Annotated in this window: 12 protein-coding genes; 6 read left to right on the top strand and 6 right to left on the bottom strand. The window is 63.4% G+C overall.

The window, feature by feature from the left end:
- Both Q7J58_RS11205 and Q7J58_RS11210 read right to left on the bottom strand, forming a co-directional pair.
- Positions 1-400: carboxyl transferase domain-containing protein (locus Q7J58_RS11205; protein WP_304827667.1), on the bottom strand; the 400-nt coding region annotated here is incomplete at its 3' end.
- Between the two features lie 55 nt (positions 401-455).
- Positions 456-2180, bottom strand: a complete 1725-nt coding sequence (locus Q7J58_RS11210; RefSeq protein WP_304827670.1) for an AMP-binding protein — start codon at positions 2178-2180, stop codon at positions 456-458.
- 217 nt (positions 2181-2397) lie between these two features.
- Between Q7J58_RS11210 and Q7J58_RS11215 the strand changes: the two genes are divergently transcribed.
- The 3 genes from Q7J58_RS11215 to Q7J58_RS11225 all read left to right on the top strand — a co-directional run bounded on the left by Q7J58_RS11215 (position 2398) and on the right by Q7J58_RS11225 (position 4086).
- Positions 2398-3393: an AraC family transcriptional regulator gene (locus Q7J58_RS11215; protein ID WP_304827700.1), complete on the top strand. Its 996-nt coding sequence runs from the start codon at positions 2398-2400 to the stop codon at positions 3391-3393.
- Positions 3394-3508: 115 nt separating this feature from the next.
- Positions 3509-3769 carry a type II toxin-antitoxin system CcdA family antitoxin gene (locus Q7J58_RS11220; protein WP_304827673.1) on the top strand — a complete coding sequence of 87 codons (261 nt, stop codon included), beginning with the start codon at positions 3509-3511 and terminating at the stop codon, positions 3767-3769.
- On the top strand, positions 3769-4086 hold the full coding sequence (locus tag Q7J58_RS11225) for a CcdB family protein (protein WP_304827676.1): 318 nt from the start codon (positions 3769-3771) through the stop codon (positions 4084-4086). The genes Q7J58_RS11220 and Q7J58_RS11225 overlap by 1 nt, the downstream gene beginning before the upstream one ends.
- 50 nt (positions 4087-4136) lie before the next feature.
- On the opposite strand, the gene Q7J58_RS11230 is transcribed toward Q7J58_RS11225, so the two are convergent.
- The 4 genes from Q7J58_RS11230 to Q7J58_RS11245 are packed head-to-tail and all read right to left on the bottom strand — an operon-like array spanning position 4137 to position 10312.
- The gene (locus Q7J58_RS11230; RefSeq protein ID WP_304827679.1) at positions 4137-5018 is read right to left on the bottom strand and encodes a formylglycine-generating enzyme family protein; all 882 of its coding nucleotides are present in this window, start codon (positions 5016-5018) and stop codon (positions 4137-4139) included.
- The gene (locus Q7J58_RS11235; RefSeq protein ID WP_304827682.1) at positions 5015-7675 is read right to left on the bottom strand and encodes a formylglycine-generating enzyme family protein; all 2661 of its coding nucleotides are present in this window, start codon (positions 7673-7675) and stop codon (positions 5015-5017) included. Before Q7J58_RS11235 ends, Q7J58_RS11230 begins: the two co-directional genes overlap by 4 nt.
- Before the next feature lie 4 nt (positions 7676-7679).
- A complete protein-coding gene (locus Q7J58_RS11240; RefSeq protein WP_304827685.1) occupies positions 7680-8669 on the bottom strand; it encodes a MoxR family ATPase in 990 nt (329 codons plus the stop codon).
- On the bottom strand, positions 8666-10312 hold the full coding sequence (locus Q7J58_RS11245) for a toll/interleukin-1 receptor domain-containing protein (protein WP_304827688.1): 1647 nt from the start codon (positions 10310-10312) through the stop codon (positions 8666-8668). The genes Q7J58_RS11240 and Q7J58_RS11245 overlap by 4 nt, the downstream gene beginning before the upstream one ends.
- 698 nt (positions 10313-11010) lie before the next feature.
- Between Q7J58_RS11245 and Q7J58_RS11250 the strand changes: the two genes are divergently transcribed.
- From Q7J58_RS11250 to Q7J58_RS11260, 3 genes are read left to right on the top strand one after another with little or no spacing between them, the layout of a single operon-like run.
- Positions 11011-12063 carry a TRAP transporter substrate-binding protein gene (locus Q7J58_RS11250; protein ID WP_304827692.1) on the top strand — a complete coding sequence of 351 codons (1053 nt, stop codon included), beginning with the start codon at positions 11011-11013 and terminating at the stop codon, positions 12061-12063.
- Positions 12064-12109: 46 nt separating this feature from the next.
- Positions 12110-12676: a TRAP transporter small permease subunit gene (locus tag Q7J58_RS11255; RefSeq protein WP_304827694.1), complete on the top strand. Its 567-nt coding sequence runs from the start codon at positions 12110-12112 to the stop codon at positions 12674-12676.
- 14 nt (positions 12677-12690) lie between these two features.
- Positions 12691-14061, top strand: a complete 1371-nt coding sequence (locus Q7J58_RS11260; protein WP_304827697.1) for a TRAP transporter large permease subunit — start codon at positions 12691-12693, stop codon at positions 14059-14061.
- The last annotated feature ends 158 nt before the right edge of the window (positions 14062-14219 follow it).

The raw sequence follows: 14219 nt of genomic DNA on the forward strand, positions 1-14219 counted from the left end.
GGGCGCGCAGGTGTTTTTTCACGGTCAGCGGGTAGTAGGTGCCGCCCTTCACCGTCGCGTCGTTGCAGACGATCATGCAGTCCACACCGCTGACCCGACCAATGCCGGCGATGACCCCGGCGCAGGGCGCGCTGTCGCTGCCGTCGCGGTCCGGGTACATGCCCATCGCGGCCAGCGGGCTCAGCTCCAGGAACGGTGTGCCCGGGTCCAGCAGCATCTGCACCCGGTCGCGTGGCAGCAGCTTGCCGCGCGCGGTGTGCTTGGCGCGGGCAGCGGTGCCGCCGCCGAGCGTGGCTTTTTCAATCTGGGCTTTCAGGTCGTCCACCACCGCGCGCATGGCGGCGGCGTTGGCCTGAAAGTCGGCGGAGCGGGCGTTGAGCTGGGTGTCTAGGACGGTCATGGTGTTGTTTCGGGAAGGTTTGTGTAGGAGGCTTGCGGCGCAGCAGGCGCCCACCTCAGGCTGTGGTGGGTTCGGCCAGTCCCAGCTGGTCCTTCATGGCATCGCGGATCTTGTACTTCTGGATCTTGCCGGTCACGGTCATGGGGAAGCTGTCCACAAAACGGATGTAGCGTGGCACTTTGTAGTGCGCAATCTGCCCTTTGCAGAAGGCCCGCACCGTGTCTTCGTCCAGCGCCTGGCCGGGCTTGGCGATGATCCAGGCGCACAGCTCTTCGCCGTATTTCGGATCGGGCACGCCCACCACCTGCACGTCCTGCACGGCCGGGTGGCGGTACAAAAACTCTTCGATCTCACGCGGGTACACGTTCTCGCCGCCACGGATCACCAAGTCCTTGATGCGGCCGACGATGTTCACATAACCCTCTGCGTCCATGGTGGCCAGGTCGCCGGTGTGCATCCAGCCCTCGGCGTCGATGGCCTCGGCCGTCTTGGCCGGGTCGTCCCAGTAGCCGTGCATCACCGAATAACCGCGCGTGCACAGCTCGCCCGACTGACCGGGCGACACCACCTCGCCGCTGTCGGGGTTGACGATCTTCACTTCCAGGTGCGGCTGCACCGTGCCCACGGTGGACACGCGCTTGCTCAACGGCGTGTCGGTGCTGCTCTGGCAGCTCACCGGGCTGGTCTCGGTCATGCCGTAGGCAATGGTGATTTGCGAGAGGTGCATGTCGCTCACCACGCGCTGCATCACGGCGGTGGGGCAGGGCGAGCCGGCCATGATGCCGGTGCGCAGGGTGGACAAATCAAACTCGTTGAAGCGCGGGTGGTCCAGTTCGGCAATGAACATGGTGGGCACGCCGTGCAGGCCGGTGCAGCGTTCGTCCTGCACCGTCTGCAGCACGGTCAGGGGGTCGAAACCGTCGTTCGGGTAGACCACGGTGGCGCCGTGCGTGAAGCAGGCCAGGTTGCCCAGCACCATGCCAAAGCAGTGGTACAGCGGCACGGGGATGCACAGCCGGTCGGCGGGCGTGAGCCGCATGCACTCGCCGATGAAGAAGCCGTTGTTCAGGATGTTGCGGTGCGTCAGCGTGGCGCCCTTGGGAAAGCCGGTGGTGCCGCTGGTGAACTGGATGTTGATCGGGTCGGTGGCCTGGAGCGTGGCCGCCACCTGCGCCACACGTGGGTCGGCGGCGTCGCCCTGTGCCAGCAGCGCAGAAAAGCGCAACAGCCCCGGCTCTTCAGCGCCCTGCTCCGGCTCGTCGATCCACACCACGGTGCGCAGGTGCGGCAGCTGCTGCGCTTGCAGCGCGCCCGGCTGGCCGTGCGCCCACTCGGGCGCCAGCTCGCGCAACATGCCCAGGTAGTCGCTGGTCTTGAAGCGCGCCATGGTGACGAGCAGCTTGCAGCCCACCTTGTTCAGCGCGTATTCCACTTCAGACGTGCGGTAGGCCGGGTTGATGTTCACCAGCACCAGGCCCACCTGCGCCGTGGCCAGCTGCATCAGCACCCACTCGGCGTTGTTGTGCGACCAGATGCCCACCCGGTCACCCGGCTGCAGGCCTTGGCGCAGCAAGGCGCTGGCGAGCTGGTGCGCCGCTTCGTTCAGTTCGCGGTAGGTGTAACGCTGGCGCTGGTGCACGCTCACCAGCGCTTCGTGCTCGGGCTGGCGCGCCACCATTGCGTCAAAAAACGCGCCAATGGTCTGCTCGATCAGCGGCACGTCGGTCGCGCCCTGCGCCTGGCTGCGCACCAGCGGTGCGGTAGAACGGGTCTCGCTCATGGGGAATGTCTCCTCGGGGGCTGTGCCGCGAACGGTCCGTGATCGCGTCGCGCACAAAGCGCAAGCATAGGCGCCGGGCGCGCCAACGGCTTGCCAGAATGGTTGCAAATCGTGCCACGATCCGGGCACACTGACACCCATGGCAAACCCGCACCACCCGGCCCCGCTGGCACCCACACCCGCCGCGCACCCGCGCCCCGCCCGAGCGGCCACACCCATGGCTTTTGTGCAGGCCATTGCGCAGGCCTATGCGCAACAGGGAAAAAGCCCGGCACAGGCGCTGGCGCTGGCACAGATTGCGCCAGCGCTGCTGACCGATGCGGGCGCACGCATCACCACGGCGCAAATGGAGGCCGTGTCGGGTGCGGCCATGCGCGAACTCAACGACGAAGCCCTGGGCTGGTTTGCCCGCCCGCTGCCCTGGGGCAGCTACGGCCTGCTGGCGCGCGCCTCACTGTCGGCCCCCACGCTGGGCCTGGCGCTCAAGCGCTGGTGCCGCCACCACCGCCTGCTGACCGATGACATCACGCTCGCGCTGGACACGGCCGGGCCGGTGGCCCGCATCGGCATCACCGAACACCGCACCGCAGGCCCGATCGCCCCGGGCGGCGCGCTGCGCGAGTTTTGCCTGGTCTCGCTGCTGCGCAACATCCACGGCCTGGCCTGCTGGCTCATCGACTCGCGCCTGCCGCTGCTGGGCGCCCAGTTCCCGTTTGCGCCACCGGCCCACGCAGCCGCCTACGGCGTGCTGTTCGACGGCCCCACCGACTTCAACGCCGGCCCGGCCAGCATCCGCTTTGACGCCCGCTACCTGGCCCTGCCGATCAAACGCGACGAAGCCGCCATGAACCAGATGTTGCAGCGCGCCCTGCCCCTGACCGTGCGCCCCTACCGGCGCGACCGCCTGCTGGTGCAGCGCGTGCGCCAGGTGCTGACAAACCAACCGCTGAACGCCCACAACGCCCACGACCTGGCCGAACAGCTCGGCCTGTCGGCCCGCACGCTGCACCGCCAGCTGAAAGATGAAGGCGCCTCGCTGCAAGCGCTGAAAGACGAGGTGCGGTGCGCGCGCGCCGTGGACTTGCTGCAACGCACGTCAAAACCCGTCAAGCAGGTGGCCGAAGCGGCCGGTTTTCAAAATGAAAAGAGCTTTATCCGCGCTTTCAAAGGCTGGACCGGCCTGGCGCCGAGCGAGTGGCGCACGCACGGCTGATGCCACGGCGCCACCATCCAGGCTTGTCGGACGCATTCAAAAGCCCATCCCCACCTACCCACACCTAGGCATGCGCAGGATAAGATGCGCACATACCCTGCGCATGGAGAGTTCAATGTCCGCCACCACCAGCACCCACCACCGCTCAGAAAAAAGCGGTAAGCGCGCCACCAACCTGAGCCTGAGCACCGACGTGCTGGATACGGCCAGGCGCCTCAACATCAACATCTCGCAAGTCTGCGACCAGCACCTGCGCGAGGTGGTGCGCCGCGAGCAAGAGCGCCGATGGCGCGAGGCGCATGCAGACTTCATTGCCGCCTTCAACGCCACCCTCGACAACGAGGGCCTGCCGCTCGACGAGTGGCGGAGCTTTTGATGGCCCGCTTTGATGTGTACGCCAACACCGGCACCCACGCCCACACCACGCCCTACCTGCTGGATGTGCAAAGCCCGCTGCTCGATGGCTTGGGCACCCGGGTGGTGATTCCCCTGCGCAGCCTGCGGCACTTTCCGGCGGTCCAACGCCCAGACCGGTTGACACCCGTGCTGAGCATCCACGGCGAGGATTTCTTGCTGGAAACCCCCAAGCTGGCCGCCGTGCCGCTGCGGGTGCTGAAAGCACCCGTGACCTCGCTGGCCGAACGGCAGGCCGACATCACAGCGGCGCTGGATTTTTTGTTTCAGGGGTATTGAGTTTTTGTGGCGGGTGCGTAGAGTGCCCTGCCAGGAGCTCAGGCTAGACCCTATGGTAATGAGCTGAAACACCTCAGGACCAGCCTAAAACCCTGATCGCGATCGCGGTCACCAAGGGGCCACCTATAGCGAGTGGCAGATCTGGAGCGACCGGGGTGAAAAATCCACGAACCTCCGCGCACAACATGGGCTAATGGGGGGGTCAGGCCCTTGTTACCGTCTAAGCGCTCGCGCCAGGGCGACGAAGTCCACTCCCACACATTGCCGTGCATGTCGTACAAGCCCCAAGGGTTGGGCGGGTAGCGGCCTACCGGAGTCGTGCCTTCGTTGGTGTTCCAATTCTTCTTGCCCGTGTGGTTGACGTTTGCGTGCTCTGGGTCAAAGGTGTCACCCCACCAATATGCCGTCAAGGTATCGGCGCGGCAGGCGTATTCCCATTCCTCTTCGCTGGGGAGCGCCGCCCTGGGTTCGGGCAAGCGCTGGTTCAGAGCCTGAAGAAAAGCACTCACCCCAGGGCCTTCTAGGTCATCGTCAAAAGGGACCCTTTCCACAGGGCGGCGCGCCACATCATCCACCTCATGAAAGTAACTCGGATTCTTACTGCCCATCACCGCAAGCCAAAAGGCCTGCGTACAGGGTGTATCGGCAAGCCAGAACCCCTGAGCCACAAACACACGGCGGGGTTCACTTTCGCGCTCATTGGCCCATAGGCGCACGCGTTTGTCCGGGATCGCATCGCGTTCTTTCTGCGGCGAACCCATCCAGAACCCACCGGGCATGGAGGGCTCAATCCAGCGCATGCGCTGCGCCACGCCGCCCACCACCAAGTCGGCCCACAGCCCGTACCGGTCGTCGCCCCAGGCGCTGGCCCAGGCGGGGGGAAAGTCGTGCAGCGGGGCGCGGTGTTCCACGTCTTTCGGCCAGTAGCTCATGGGGTGCCCTCCGGGGCTAGGCTAGAAGACCTCAGGAGAAAACGGAAACCCTGAAAATGGTCGTGGTCGCCGCGACCCCTCGCACTGCGGGAAGCGGAATGGGCGAATCCAGGGCGGAAAAACCACGAACCGCCGCGCACAGATCGGATCTGGGTCTGTATAGAGCCGATGGGATTCACCGCCAGTTCGTCCGTATAGCCACGCCGATCATCGGCACACCACTCCCACACATTGCCATGCATATCGCACAAGCCCCAAGGATTGGGTGGGTGGTGGTTGACCGGGGTAGTGCCTTGGTTGATACGGTTCCAGTTGGCCAGGCTGTCATCGGGCTCATTGCCCCACCAGTAGTCCGTCTGTGTGCCAGCACGACAGGCGTACTCCCACTGAGCTTCGGTAGGCAAGGCGGGCTGCACGCCCTTAGGCAACATAACTTTGAGCTTTTTCAAAAAGGCGTTTACGTTAATAAAAGACACGTTTTCCACCGGACGCTTTGCGGCATCGGTGCCTCCTTGAAAGTGGCTTGGATTTCGATCCATTACCGCTGTCCATAGCGCCTGAGTGCAGGGCGTGTCGGCCAGCCAGAAGCCTTGCGTCAGGGTGACCGGGTGTTGGGGGTGCTCGTCGCTGTAGCCAACGCCTTCGGGCGAGCCCATGAGGAAGGTGCCGGGGGGAAGGTAGCGAAAACCCATGACCACAGGTTGCGGCACGCCTTGCTCCAGACTGATCTCCAGTCGAATGCCGTGTGTGTCTTGGCTCAGCACCGCCCTCACACTCTGCCCCCGCAGATCACTCCACACCCTGCGCGGGAATGCGGCAGAAAACTCGGCCCGCTCGCCCCACGGCAGAGTGACCGCTGCTTTTGCGCCTTGCCCGCTTTGGCTCCAGGCATCAATGCCCACAAATCTGGGCTGCCGCCGCACATGGGTTTGATTTCCGCCAAGCCACAGGCGTGCATTTTGTTCGGGCGCTGGCAAGGGCATAGGGTTGCTAGACAGCTTGAGCGCAACGCTGAGGGTGTTGGTCTGCCACAGCACGCTTTGCCCTGGCGCGGCTTGCCCCAGGTTTTGAACCAGCACCACGCCGGGTGGGGTGGCAGCCTGTTGCGGCACCAGCCACAGGCCTGGGCCGCGCTGCATCAGCACCCAGGCCATGGGTTCATGGCCGGGGACGTCAACGCTCTGCGACAAGCGGTGCAGCAAATCGCCCGCCAGGTCGTGGCAGGCATCGTCTGCGTTGCGCAGCAAATAGGCCACGGTTTGCTGCACGGCGGCGTCCGGGCCTTGTTGTGTCGAGGCCAAGAGACGGTCCAGAAAATGCCGCACCTCATCAAGTGCGGGGGAAAACCCGGAGTGGTCTCGAGAACAGGCCAGCCAGCGCAGCGTTTCCACCGCCGCCAGGGCGCGCGGCCAGTGGGCGTGGTGCTGCTGGGCAAGCGCATGCACCAGGCTTTTGTGTTCGGCGGGGCTGCGCGTGAAGGCTTCGCGGTAATGCGCTTCGTGGCTGCGGCCAATGGCGGCCCAGTGTCCTGCGGAAACATGGGGGTGCGCCCACAACCGGCCTTCCAAGGAGGCGTTTTGTGCCGATGCGTGCAGGCGGCTGCGCAGCGCACGCAGCAGGGGCGGATCGACACGCCGGAAGGCGGCCACGCTGGCCAGCAGCTCGGCCAATGCGGCATCCAGGGCGGCAGCGTGCTGGGGCTGGGGCTGGCCGGTGCGCAGGCTTTCGGGCTGCAAGCGGCTGTCGGGGCTCCAGCGCAGCACACGGGCCGTGCCCGCCGCGTGCGCCAGCCCATCGCCTGCCGCCCAAGGGGCCAACACCACCGGGCACACGCTGGCCCGCTTCAACCAGGCCTGCCACGGGTTTTCTGCGGTGCTGGCACTCAGCAGGCCCAAGTCTGACAGCAGCAGCAGGGCTTCACCCTGTTTGGGCCACGGAAAAGCCGATGCTTTGGCCCGTGCGGCTGCGGCTGGCGCTGCGGTTTGCATGGGGTAGGGTCGCCAAGCGCCGTGGGGGCCGCATTCACCAACCCACACGCGCAGGGCTGTTTGGGAAAAGTGCCGCCGCAGCAAGGCCACCACCCGGTGCATGTCGTGCCGGTACGGGTAGAGCGCCATGCTGAAGTCAAGCGCCACGATCAGCTCGGGACACCAGCGCGACCTGGGCTGCAAGGGCAAGCGGTTGGGCCACTGCCGCTGCGCCGCCGCCTGCACCAGCGCAGGCAGGTGCAGGCTACGGTGTTGCAGCTGGGACAAGGCTTTTTCCAGCGCGCCAAGCAAGCGGGGCAGCGGCACCAGGTCTTGGTACGCCACCTGCGGTTCATCGGGCGGCAGCAGTTCAGCGCTGTCGATGGGGCGTGCGGCTTCGGTTGCATCGTCGTCTTCTTCCTCTTCTTCCTCTCTTTCGTGCAGGGTCGCCAGCCAGACCTCGGGCATGCGCAGCGGGTTGCGAAAGGGTGGCGCGGGTGCAGCAGGTGAACCGACCGTCATTTGGCCCGTTACGGTGCCCATCGGGACATGTAGCTCCGCTGTGCATGGGCTTGCTTCGCGCGCAAAGAAACCCCAGCAATGCTGGTCGTCGTGCATCAGCGGCAGTGGCCCCGTGCAGCCCAGGTGCAGGGCACGGAGCAGGTCGGCTCGTCCGGTTTGCGCGCGCATGGTTTCAGTCGGGCTGGGTGTGGGTTGGGTTTTTCGGCGCTGCAACCGGCGGGCGACGCTGTCCGGGGTCGGTGGTGGCGTTTTTCACCAAGGCGTAGGCGCTGAGCCGGTCAAGCCAATGGTTTTGTTCGGCCTCGCGCTGTTCTTCTGGCACATGGGCGGTGATGTTTGCCAGCGCGGTCAGCAAGTCCAAGGCTTCGGCCAACCCCACCGGGGGATAACCGGCACGGCGGGCATCGGCCCGGTCGGCCAGCACCTGGCGCAGCGCACGGTCAACCACCGTGGGTGCCAGATTCTGGAGCACCGGCTTGTGCACATCGACCCGCGCTTTCAACCACGCCAGCAAACCCGCATCGTCCGAAGGCGGGTTCAGGTTGAGCACCACGCAACGCCGGACAAAGGCAGCGGGCAGTTCCCGCTCTTCGTTGGTGGTGATGATGATGAGCGGCATGACCCCCGGTGCGGGTTTGGGTGTCGGCTTGTCGGGCGCTTCGTCCACCCTGAAGCTGCGATGCCCCAGCACATCGAGCAGGCTGTTGGGCACATCGGCATCGGCCTTGTCGATTTCGTCAATCAAGAGCGTCACCCTGGCATCAGGCTGCTGGGCTTTTTCAAAAGCGCGCCACAAAACGCCTTCTTTCACATAGTCACCGTCGGGTTTAAGGCCGCACGGCGCGTTGGCATCGGACAGGCGGCGCAAAGTGTCGTAGCGGTAGAGCAAATCGCGCGGTTCAAACCGGGGGTGAATCACTTGCACCAAAGGCGGGCCAGCTTGCTGCAACGCGGCAGCCGCACGCGCCAACTGGCTTTTGCCACTGCCGGGCTCACCGCGCACCAGCAGCGGTCTGCGCGCAGCCCAGGCCAGCGCCAGCGCATCCAGTTCGGGCTGGCTCCAACGGTGAAAGGCTTCGTCAAACTGGTCATCCGCTTTCAGTTGCGTTTCGTGGCCCTTGAACTGGGTGAATGGGTTGCTGGGTGTGGTGTGCGATGTCATTGAAAGTACTCCAGAAACTTGATGGCCCGTACGACCAGATCAGAAAAACCGTCACCCACTTTGTTAAGCCCTTCGACAGTACGCCTCGTACTGGCCAACAAATCCCGGCTGGGCTTCGTGCCCGTCGTGCGGGCGGTTTCCAGCTCGGCGAGTTGATTTTGAAGTGTGGTTGCGTCGGTGCTGCCTTTCGTTTGCGCTACCAACTGCTGTAGCAAGGCCAGCATCTCCTGCCAAGGGGGCTGGGCCGCATGGCCTGCGGATGGACTGGCGGGGCGGATGTCGGAGCCCACATCTTTCCAAAGCGCCTTGAGCTGTGAAATCAGCTTCGCGGGGGGCATTCCCAGCACCTGAATCGCCACCTCATCAGCGGTATGAAACAGCGGGACTTGTAAATCTTCTGCCAGACGAAAACGGTGCCCGGGTTTGGGTGGCGAACCCAAAACCACCAGCGTAAGGGCTTGCAACTCGGTGCCCACATTGCGAATGTCTTCCAATGCCTGCTGCAAATCGGCGTATTCCTGTTGAGTGAGCGGTCCGGTCTTGAGCCCAGCGTTGGTGGCGTCAGCGCTCAGAACAACGGTGGCGTACAGGGCGCGCTCCAACTCGTCATCAGACGAAAAGCCCTGTAGCCGGGCCGAAAACGTACCTTCGGCCAGCGGGATTCCATTGGCCGCAGCAGATTGAAGGCGCAAGCGCCCCCCGGCCAACACCACCGACACGATGCTGGCCATGAGTTTGACGGCCGCTTCATCGTCTTCCATGCCCGGCACCGGCACCAGTTGCTCGCGGGTATCAATGGCAACCATGCGGCACACACAAAGCAGGTACAGGGCTGCGGTGGCCGAGGCTGCTGCGTTTTTGCTGGCTTCGTCTTTGCATGCCTTAGCAGCTTTTGCGTAGCAGTTGCGCAGCTCCCTCATCGTTCGAGACAGGTCTTCGATGGGTAACTGCATGATCCACTCGACCAGCTTTTCAGGGCTGTCAAGGCTTGCTGGTTTCGCCCATTCCTTCAGGTTGTCCGAGGCGCTGGTGGCCGCTTGCAATTCGGTGGACGCGGCCAACAGTTCAATGCTGTGTGCCTTTTGGTGCGCCAGCGGATTCGGTGCTTGGATTGCGGAGGCTGCGACGGATTCGGTAGGCGCGTGCTGGGTCATGACAGGCGCGGGTATAGGCTGCGGCTGAGCCTTGGCCGAGACATGGCTCATCAACATGTCGCGATCCTTCGGCCATTCGTAATCGGAGCAGTCGTATTGCAGATCATCCGGAATGCAGGCTCTTTGCGCTCCGTCTTTCCTGACCGTGGCAATCCATCCATGGTTGCGGCTTTTCTGGAAATAGAGCTTGTTGTTCATGCGGATTGATTCGTGCGCCACCCCAAAACCGCCCATAGCGGCTTCGTCGCGCTTCCACAAAGCCGCGTATTTTTCAGAGGCAAGACACAAAACGTGGTGCGAGTCCTCCAAGGCGCTGTTCATCCAGTCGCGCCACTCGGCAAGCGAAAGTTTTCGGCCTTGGCTCGCCTGATGTCGCACATCCCAAACGACCTTGGCCCCAACGGCATCAATGGCCCGAGCCAACTCAAGAACCGAAGCTTGGTCCCACACGGGATCGTCGGCTGCGTAGCTGATAAAGATGTTCTTCATGGTTTTCCCTTCTCCCGTTCAAATCCAGTCTAGCCCGGATATTTCACGCATCACTTCGACATGAAGCAATGGCATGTGACCGTCGCGCTTCCGGAGAGCCACGGTGGCTACTGACCTTGGAACGCATGCAGGCGGTGCGGGTTTGCAAGCGGCGCCAAGTTTGGGTTGCGGGCCACGTTGGCCTGCTAGGCGCTCACCATGGGAAGCGCTTTATCCGCGCATTCACAGGCTGGACAGGCCGTACGCCTGCGGAGTGTCGCCTGCACGACTCCCAGAGACCCCTGGGGAGTGAAACTTCTTCAACCGACTGACAAAAATCATTCACGCCCGGGGCTCAAGATCGGATGACCTGCAGGGTCTGTCAAACCGGCGTTTTTCACTCTTGTGGACCCGCCGAAAGCGGTCTCAAAACAGCCTGGAAATGCGCGCCGAAAACGCCCGGCTGATGCGCTGCTACAGGCGCCAAAACCCGCTCAAAACGCCCGCCTAGGGTAAATCCTTAGCCGCTGCGCACCCAAAACATTTGGTCAAGCGGTTCTACTAACTGGCCTCAGGCGGGTTTGTGTGGGTTGGGTCGTTTGCGCGGCAAACAGCCCACACCGGGGCTTGAGCCCATGCGAAAGTCAGATCGCCTGGCGGCTGAAAAGCCACTGCGGTTTGCTCTTGTGTCCATCGAAAACTGAACGGAGACCTTCACCATGAAATACCCCTTGAAAGCCCTGGCACTCGCTGCCTCCATGGTCGCCATGACCCTGCCCGCCACCGCACAGGAAACCGTGCGCTGGGGTATTCCCATGGCCTTTGGATCCAACCTGACCGCACTCGGCGACACCATGCCCTGGGTGTCGGAGCAACTGAAAAAAGTGTCCGGCGGTACCGTCAACCTGCAAGTGTTTGAGCCCGGCAAGCTGGTGCCTGCGCTGGGTATTTTTGATGCGGTTTCATCTGGCAAGGTGGAAGCGGGCTACAGCTTCATGGGCTACGAGCTGGGCAAGGTGCCGGTGTCGGCCATCTTCGGCGCCCTGCCTTTCGGCATGGAAACGCCCCAGTTTTCGGCCTGGATGTACTTCGGTGGCGGCGATGCGCTGCTCAAAGAAGCCTTCAAGCCGCACAACGTCTACCCCATCTTTTGCGGCTCCATCAGCCCCGAAGCGGCAGGCTGGTTCCGCAAGGAAATCAACTCGCCCGACGACCTCAAGGGCCTGAAGTTCCGCGCTGCCGCACTGGGCGGCAAGATCTACCAGAAACTGGGCGCTTCGGTGACCATGCTGCCCGGTGGCGAGCTGTTCCAGGCGCTGGAAAAAGGCGTGCTCGACGGCACCGAGTTCTCACTGCCCACGGTGGACGACCAGCTGGGCTTCTCCAAAGTGGCCAAACATTACTACCTGCCGGGCTGGCACCAGCCGTCCACCAACCAGTTCCTGTACGTGAACATGGCGGCCTGGAACAAGCTCAAGCCGCAGACCCAGGCCCAGATCGAAACCACCTGCACGGCGGGCGTGACCATGGCCATCTCCAAAGCCGAAGCCCTGCAAGGCGAAGCCCTGGCCAAGTTCGAGCGCGAAGGCGTGAAGCTGCACCAGTTCAACAAGACCATGCTGGACGCGTTTGCCAAAGCCTCGAAGGACGTGCTGGCCGAAGAGTCCGCCAAGGACCCGATGTTCAAGAAGGTGTACGACAGCATGTCGGCCTTCCAGAACAAGAACCGCGCCTGGCACAACCTGGGCTACCTGCCCCGCGACCACAAGTAAGGCACGGATGAGACGGGCAGCGTTGATCGCTTAGAAGGACATTGAAATGAAGAACATGACGCACAACGCTGCCCCGCTGGAAGCAGGGCCTTCGGGCCTTGCCCTGCCCACCACCGCCTTTTCACGGGCGGCCGACCGGGTCGTGACCTGGTTCGGCGAACTCGCCTCCGCCTTGTGGCTGATCCTGGTGCTCGTCATCGTGATCCAGGTGGTGGCCCGTTACGTGTTTGGCGCCGGTTCGATCATGATGGAAGAGTTGCAATGGCACCTCTACGCCATTGGCTTCATGCTGGGCATTTCGTTCACCGAGGTGAAGGAACGCAATGTACGCATCGACGTGCTGGCCGAGCGTTTCACGCAGCGCACCCGCCAATGGATCGAGCTCTTCGGCCTGGCCGGCCTGCTGGTTTTTTGCTGTGTGGTGATCTGGTATTCCATTCCGTTTTTCTGGTCTTCTTACCAACTCAATGAAGTGTCTGCCGCAGCCGGCGGCCTGCCCTACCGCTGGTTCATCAAGTCCTTCCTGGTCACCGCGTTTGTTTTGCTCGCCCTGGCCGCGGTGAGTCGGCTGACCCGGGTATGGGCCGCGCTCTTCACCACCCACAACGCATAAAAGAGAGAAGACCCGTGCTGCCTTTCTACGAATTCCTCGCCATCGGCCTGATGGTGACCTTCATCCTGGCGCTGTTCACCGGTTACCCGGTGGCCTGGCTGCTGGGCATTCTGTCGCTGGGTTTTGCCGCGCTGGGCATCTTTCTGGGCGATCAGTTCGGGCTGGACACCTTCCTCATGACGAGCTGGGCCAAGTTCTCGGGCATCGTGGACCGGTTCGACGCCATCATGTCGAACTGGGTGCTGGTCTCGCTGCCCATGTTTGTTTACATGGGCCTCATGCTCGACCGCTCGGGCGTGGCCGACACCATGATGCGCAACTTCGTGAAGGTGTTTGGCGGCATCAAAGGCGGTTTGGGCCTGACGGTGATCGTCATCGGCATTCTGCTGGCGGCGTCCACCGGCATTGTGGGCGCGTCGGTGGTGCTGCTGGCCGTGTTGTCCATGCCCATCATGCTGCAGAACAACTACAACAAGGCACTGGCCTCGGGCGTGGTGGCGGCTTCGGGCACGCTGGGCATTCTGATTCCGCCGTCCATCATGCTGGTGCTCATGGCCGACCAGGTGTCGGTCTCGGTGGGCGACCTGTTCATGGGCGCACTCATTCCCGGTGTGGCGCTGGGCCTGCTGTACATGGTGTTCGTGATCATCGTCGGCTTTGTGCGCCCCGACCTGGTGCCGCCGCGCCCGGCCGATGCCGAGAAGCTCACAGCCCGCCAGGTGGGCATTGCCTTCCTGTCCACGCTGCCCACGTTTGGCCTGATCCTGCTGGTGCTGGGTTCCATTTTCTTTGGTGTGGCCACACCCACCGAAGCCTCGGGCCTGGGTGCCTTTGGCGCCATCTTGCTGGCTGCGGCCAACCGCAAACTCAGCTGGTCGGTGATCCGCCAGGTGGGCATTGAGACCACGCTCACCACCTGCTTCATCTTCGCCATCTTCATCGGCGCCACGGTGTTTGCCTATGTGTTGCGCCTGATCGGTGGCGACGAGCTGATCGCCGAGTTCTTCAAGGGCCTGGGTCTGGGCCCCACCGGCCTGGTGCTGGTGGTGCTGCTGGTGGTGTTTGTGGCCGGCTTCTTCCTGGACTGGTTCGAGATCGTGCTGATCATCTTGCCGCTGCTGGCCCCGGTGATCAAACTCGCCGGGCTGGACATGACCTGGTTCCTGATTCTGGTGGCGCTGATGCTGCAAACCTCGTTCCTCACGCCGCCGGTGGGCTTCTCGCTCTTCTACCTCAAGGGTGCGGTGCCCAAGGGCGTGACCATCCGCGATATTTACATCGGCGTGATTCCGTTCGTGTTGCTGCAGATGGCCATGGTGGCGCTGTGCTTCATGTTCCCGCAGGTCATTCTGTGGCTGCCCCAGCAGATGTACGGTGGCGGTTGAGAACACGCCCGCGCGGGATCGGCATAGGGGGCAGCCATTATCGGCTGCACCCCTGCCACACCACCCGGCATGCGGGTCCGCACCGGGCGGTTCGAGAGTTTGAGGTCAGGACAGTCTTGGTAACCCCAGCCCGTCAAAGTACGCAACGGTCAGCACGG

It is taken from the genome of Hydrogenophaga sp. (assembly GCF_030656115.1).
GTDB lineage: Bacteria > Pseudomonadota > Gammaproteobacteria > Burkholderiales > Burkholderiaceae_C > Hydrogenophaga.

What these genes read in the sequence shown, in the direction of transcription:
- Q7J58_RS11210 (WP_304827670.1), bottom strand. Translation starts at nt 2,180, where the DNA reads ATGAGCGAGACCCGTTCTACCGCACCGCTGGTGCGCAGCCAGGCGCAG.
- Q7J58_RS11215 (WP_304827700.1), top strand. Translation starts at nt 2,398, where the DNA reads ATGGCTTTTGTGCAGGCCATTGCGCAGGCCTATGCGCAACAGGGAAAA.
- Q7J58_RS11220 (WP_304827673.1), top strand. Translation starts at nt 3,509, where the DNA reads ATGTCCGCCACCACCAGCACCCACCACCGCTCAGAAAAAAGCGGTAAG.
- Q7J58_RS11225 (WP_304827676.1), top strand. Translation starts at nt 3,769, where the DNA reads ATGGCCCGCTTTGATGTGTACGCCAACACCGGCACCCACGCCCACACC.
- Q7J58_RS11230 (WP_304827679.1), bottom strand. Translation starts at nt 5,018, where the DNA reads ATGAGCTACTGGCCGAAAGACGTGGAACACCGCGCCCCGCTGCACGAC.
- Q7J58_RS11235 (WP_304827682.1), bottom strand. Translation starts at nt 7,675, where the DNA reads ATGCGCGCGCAAACCGGACGAGCCGACCTGCTCCGTGCCCTGCACCTG.
- Q7J58_RS11240 (WP_304827685.1), bottom strand. Translation starts at nt 8,669, where the DNA reads ATGACATCGCACACCACACCCAGCAACCCATTCACCCAGTTCAAGGGC.
- Q7J58_RS11245 (WP_304827688.1), bottom strand. Translation starts at nt 10,312, where the DNA reads ATGAAGAACATCTTTATCAGCTACGCAGCCGACGATCCCGTGTGGGAC.
- Q7J58_RS11250 (WP_304827692.1), top strand. Translation starts at nt 11,011, where the DNA reads ATGAAATACCCCTTGAAAGCCCTGGCACTCGCTGCCTCCATGGTCGCC.
- Q7J58_RS11255 (WP_304827694.1), top strand. Translation starts at nt 12,110, where the DNA reads ATGAAGAACATGACGCACAACGCTGCCCCGCTGGAAGCAGGGCCTTCG.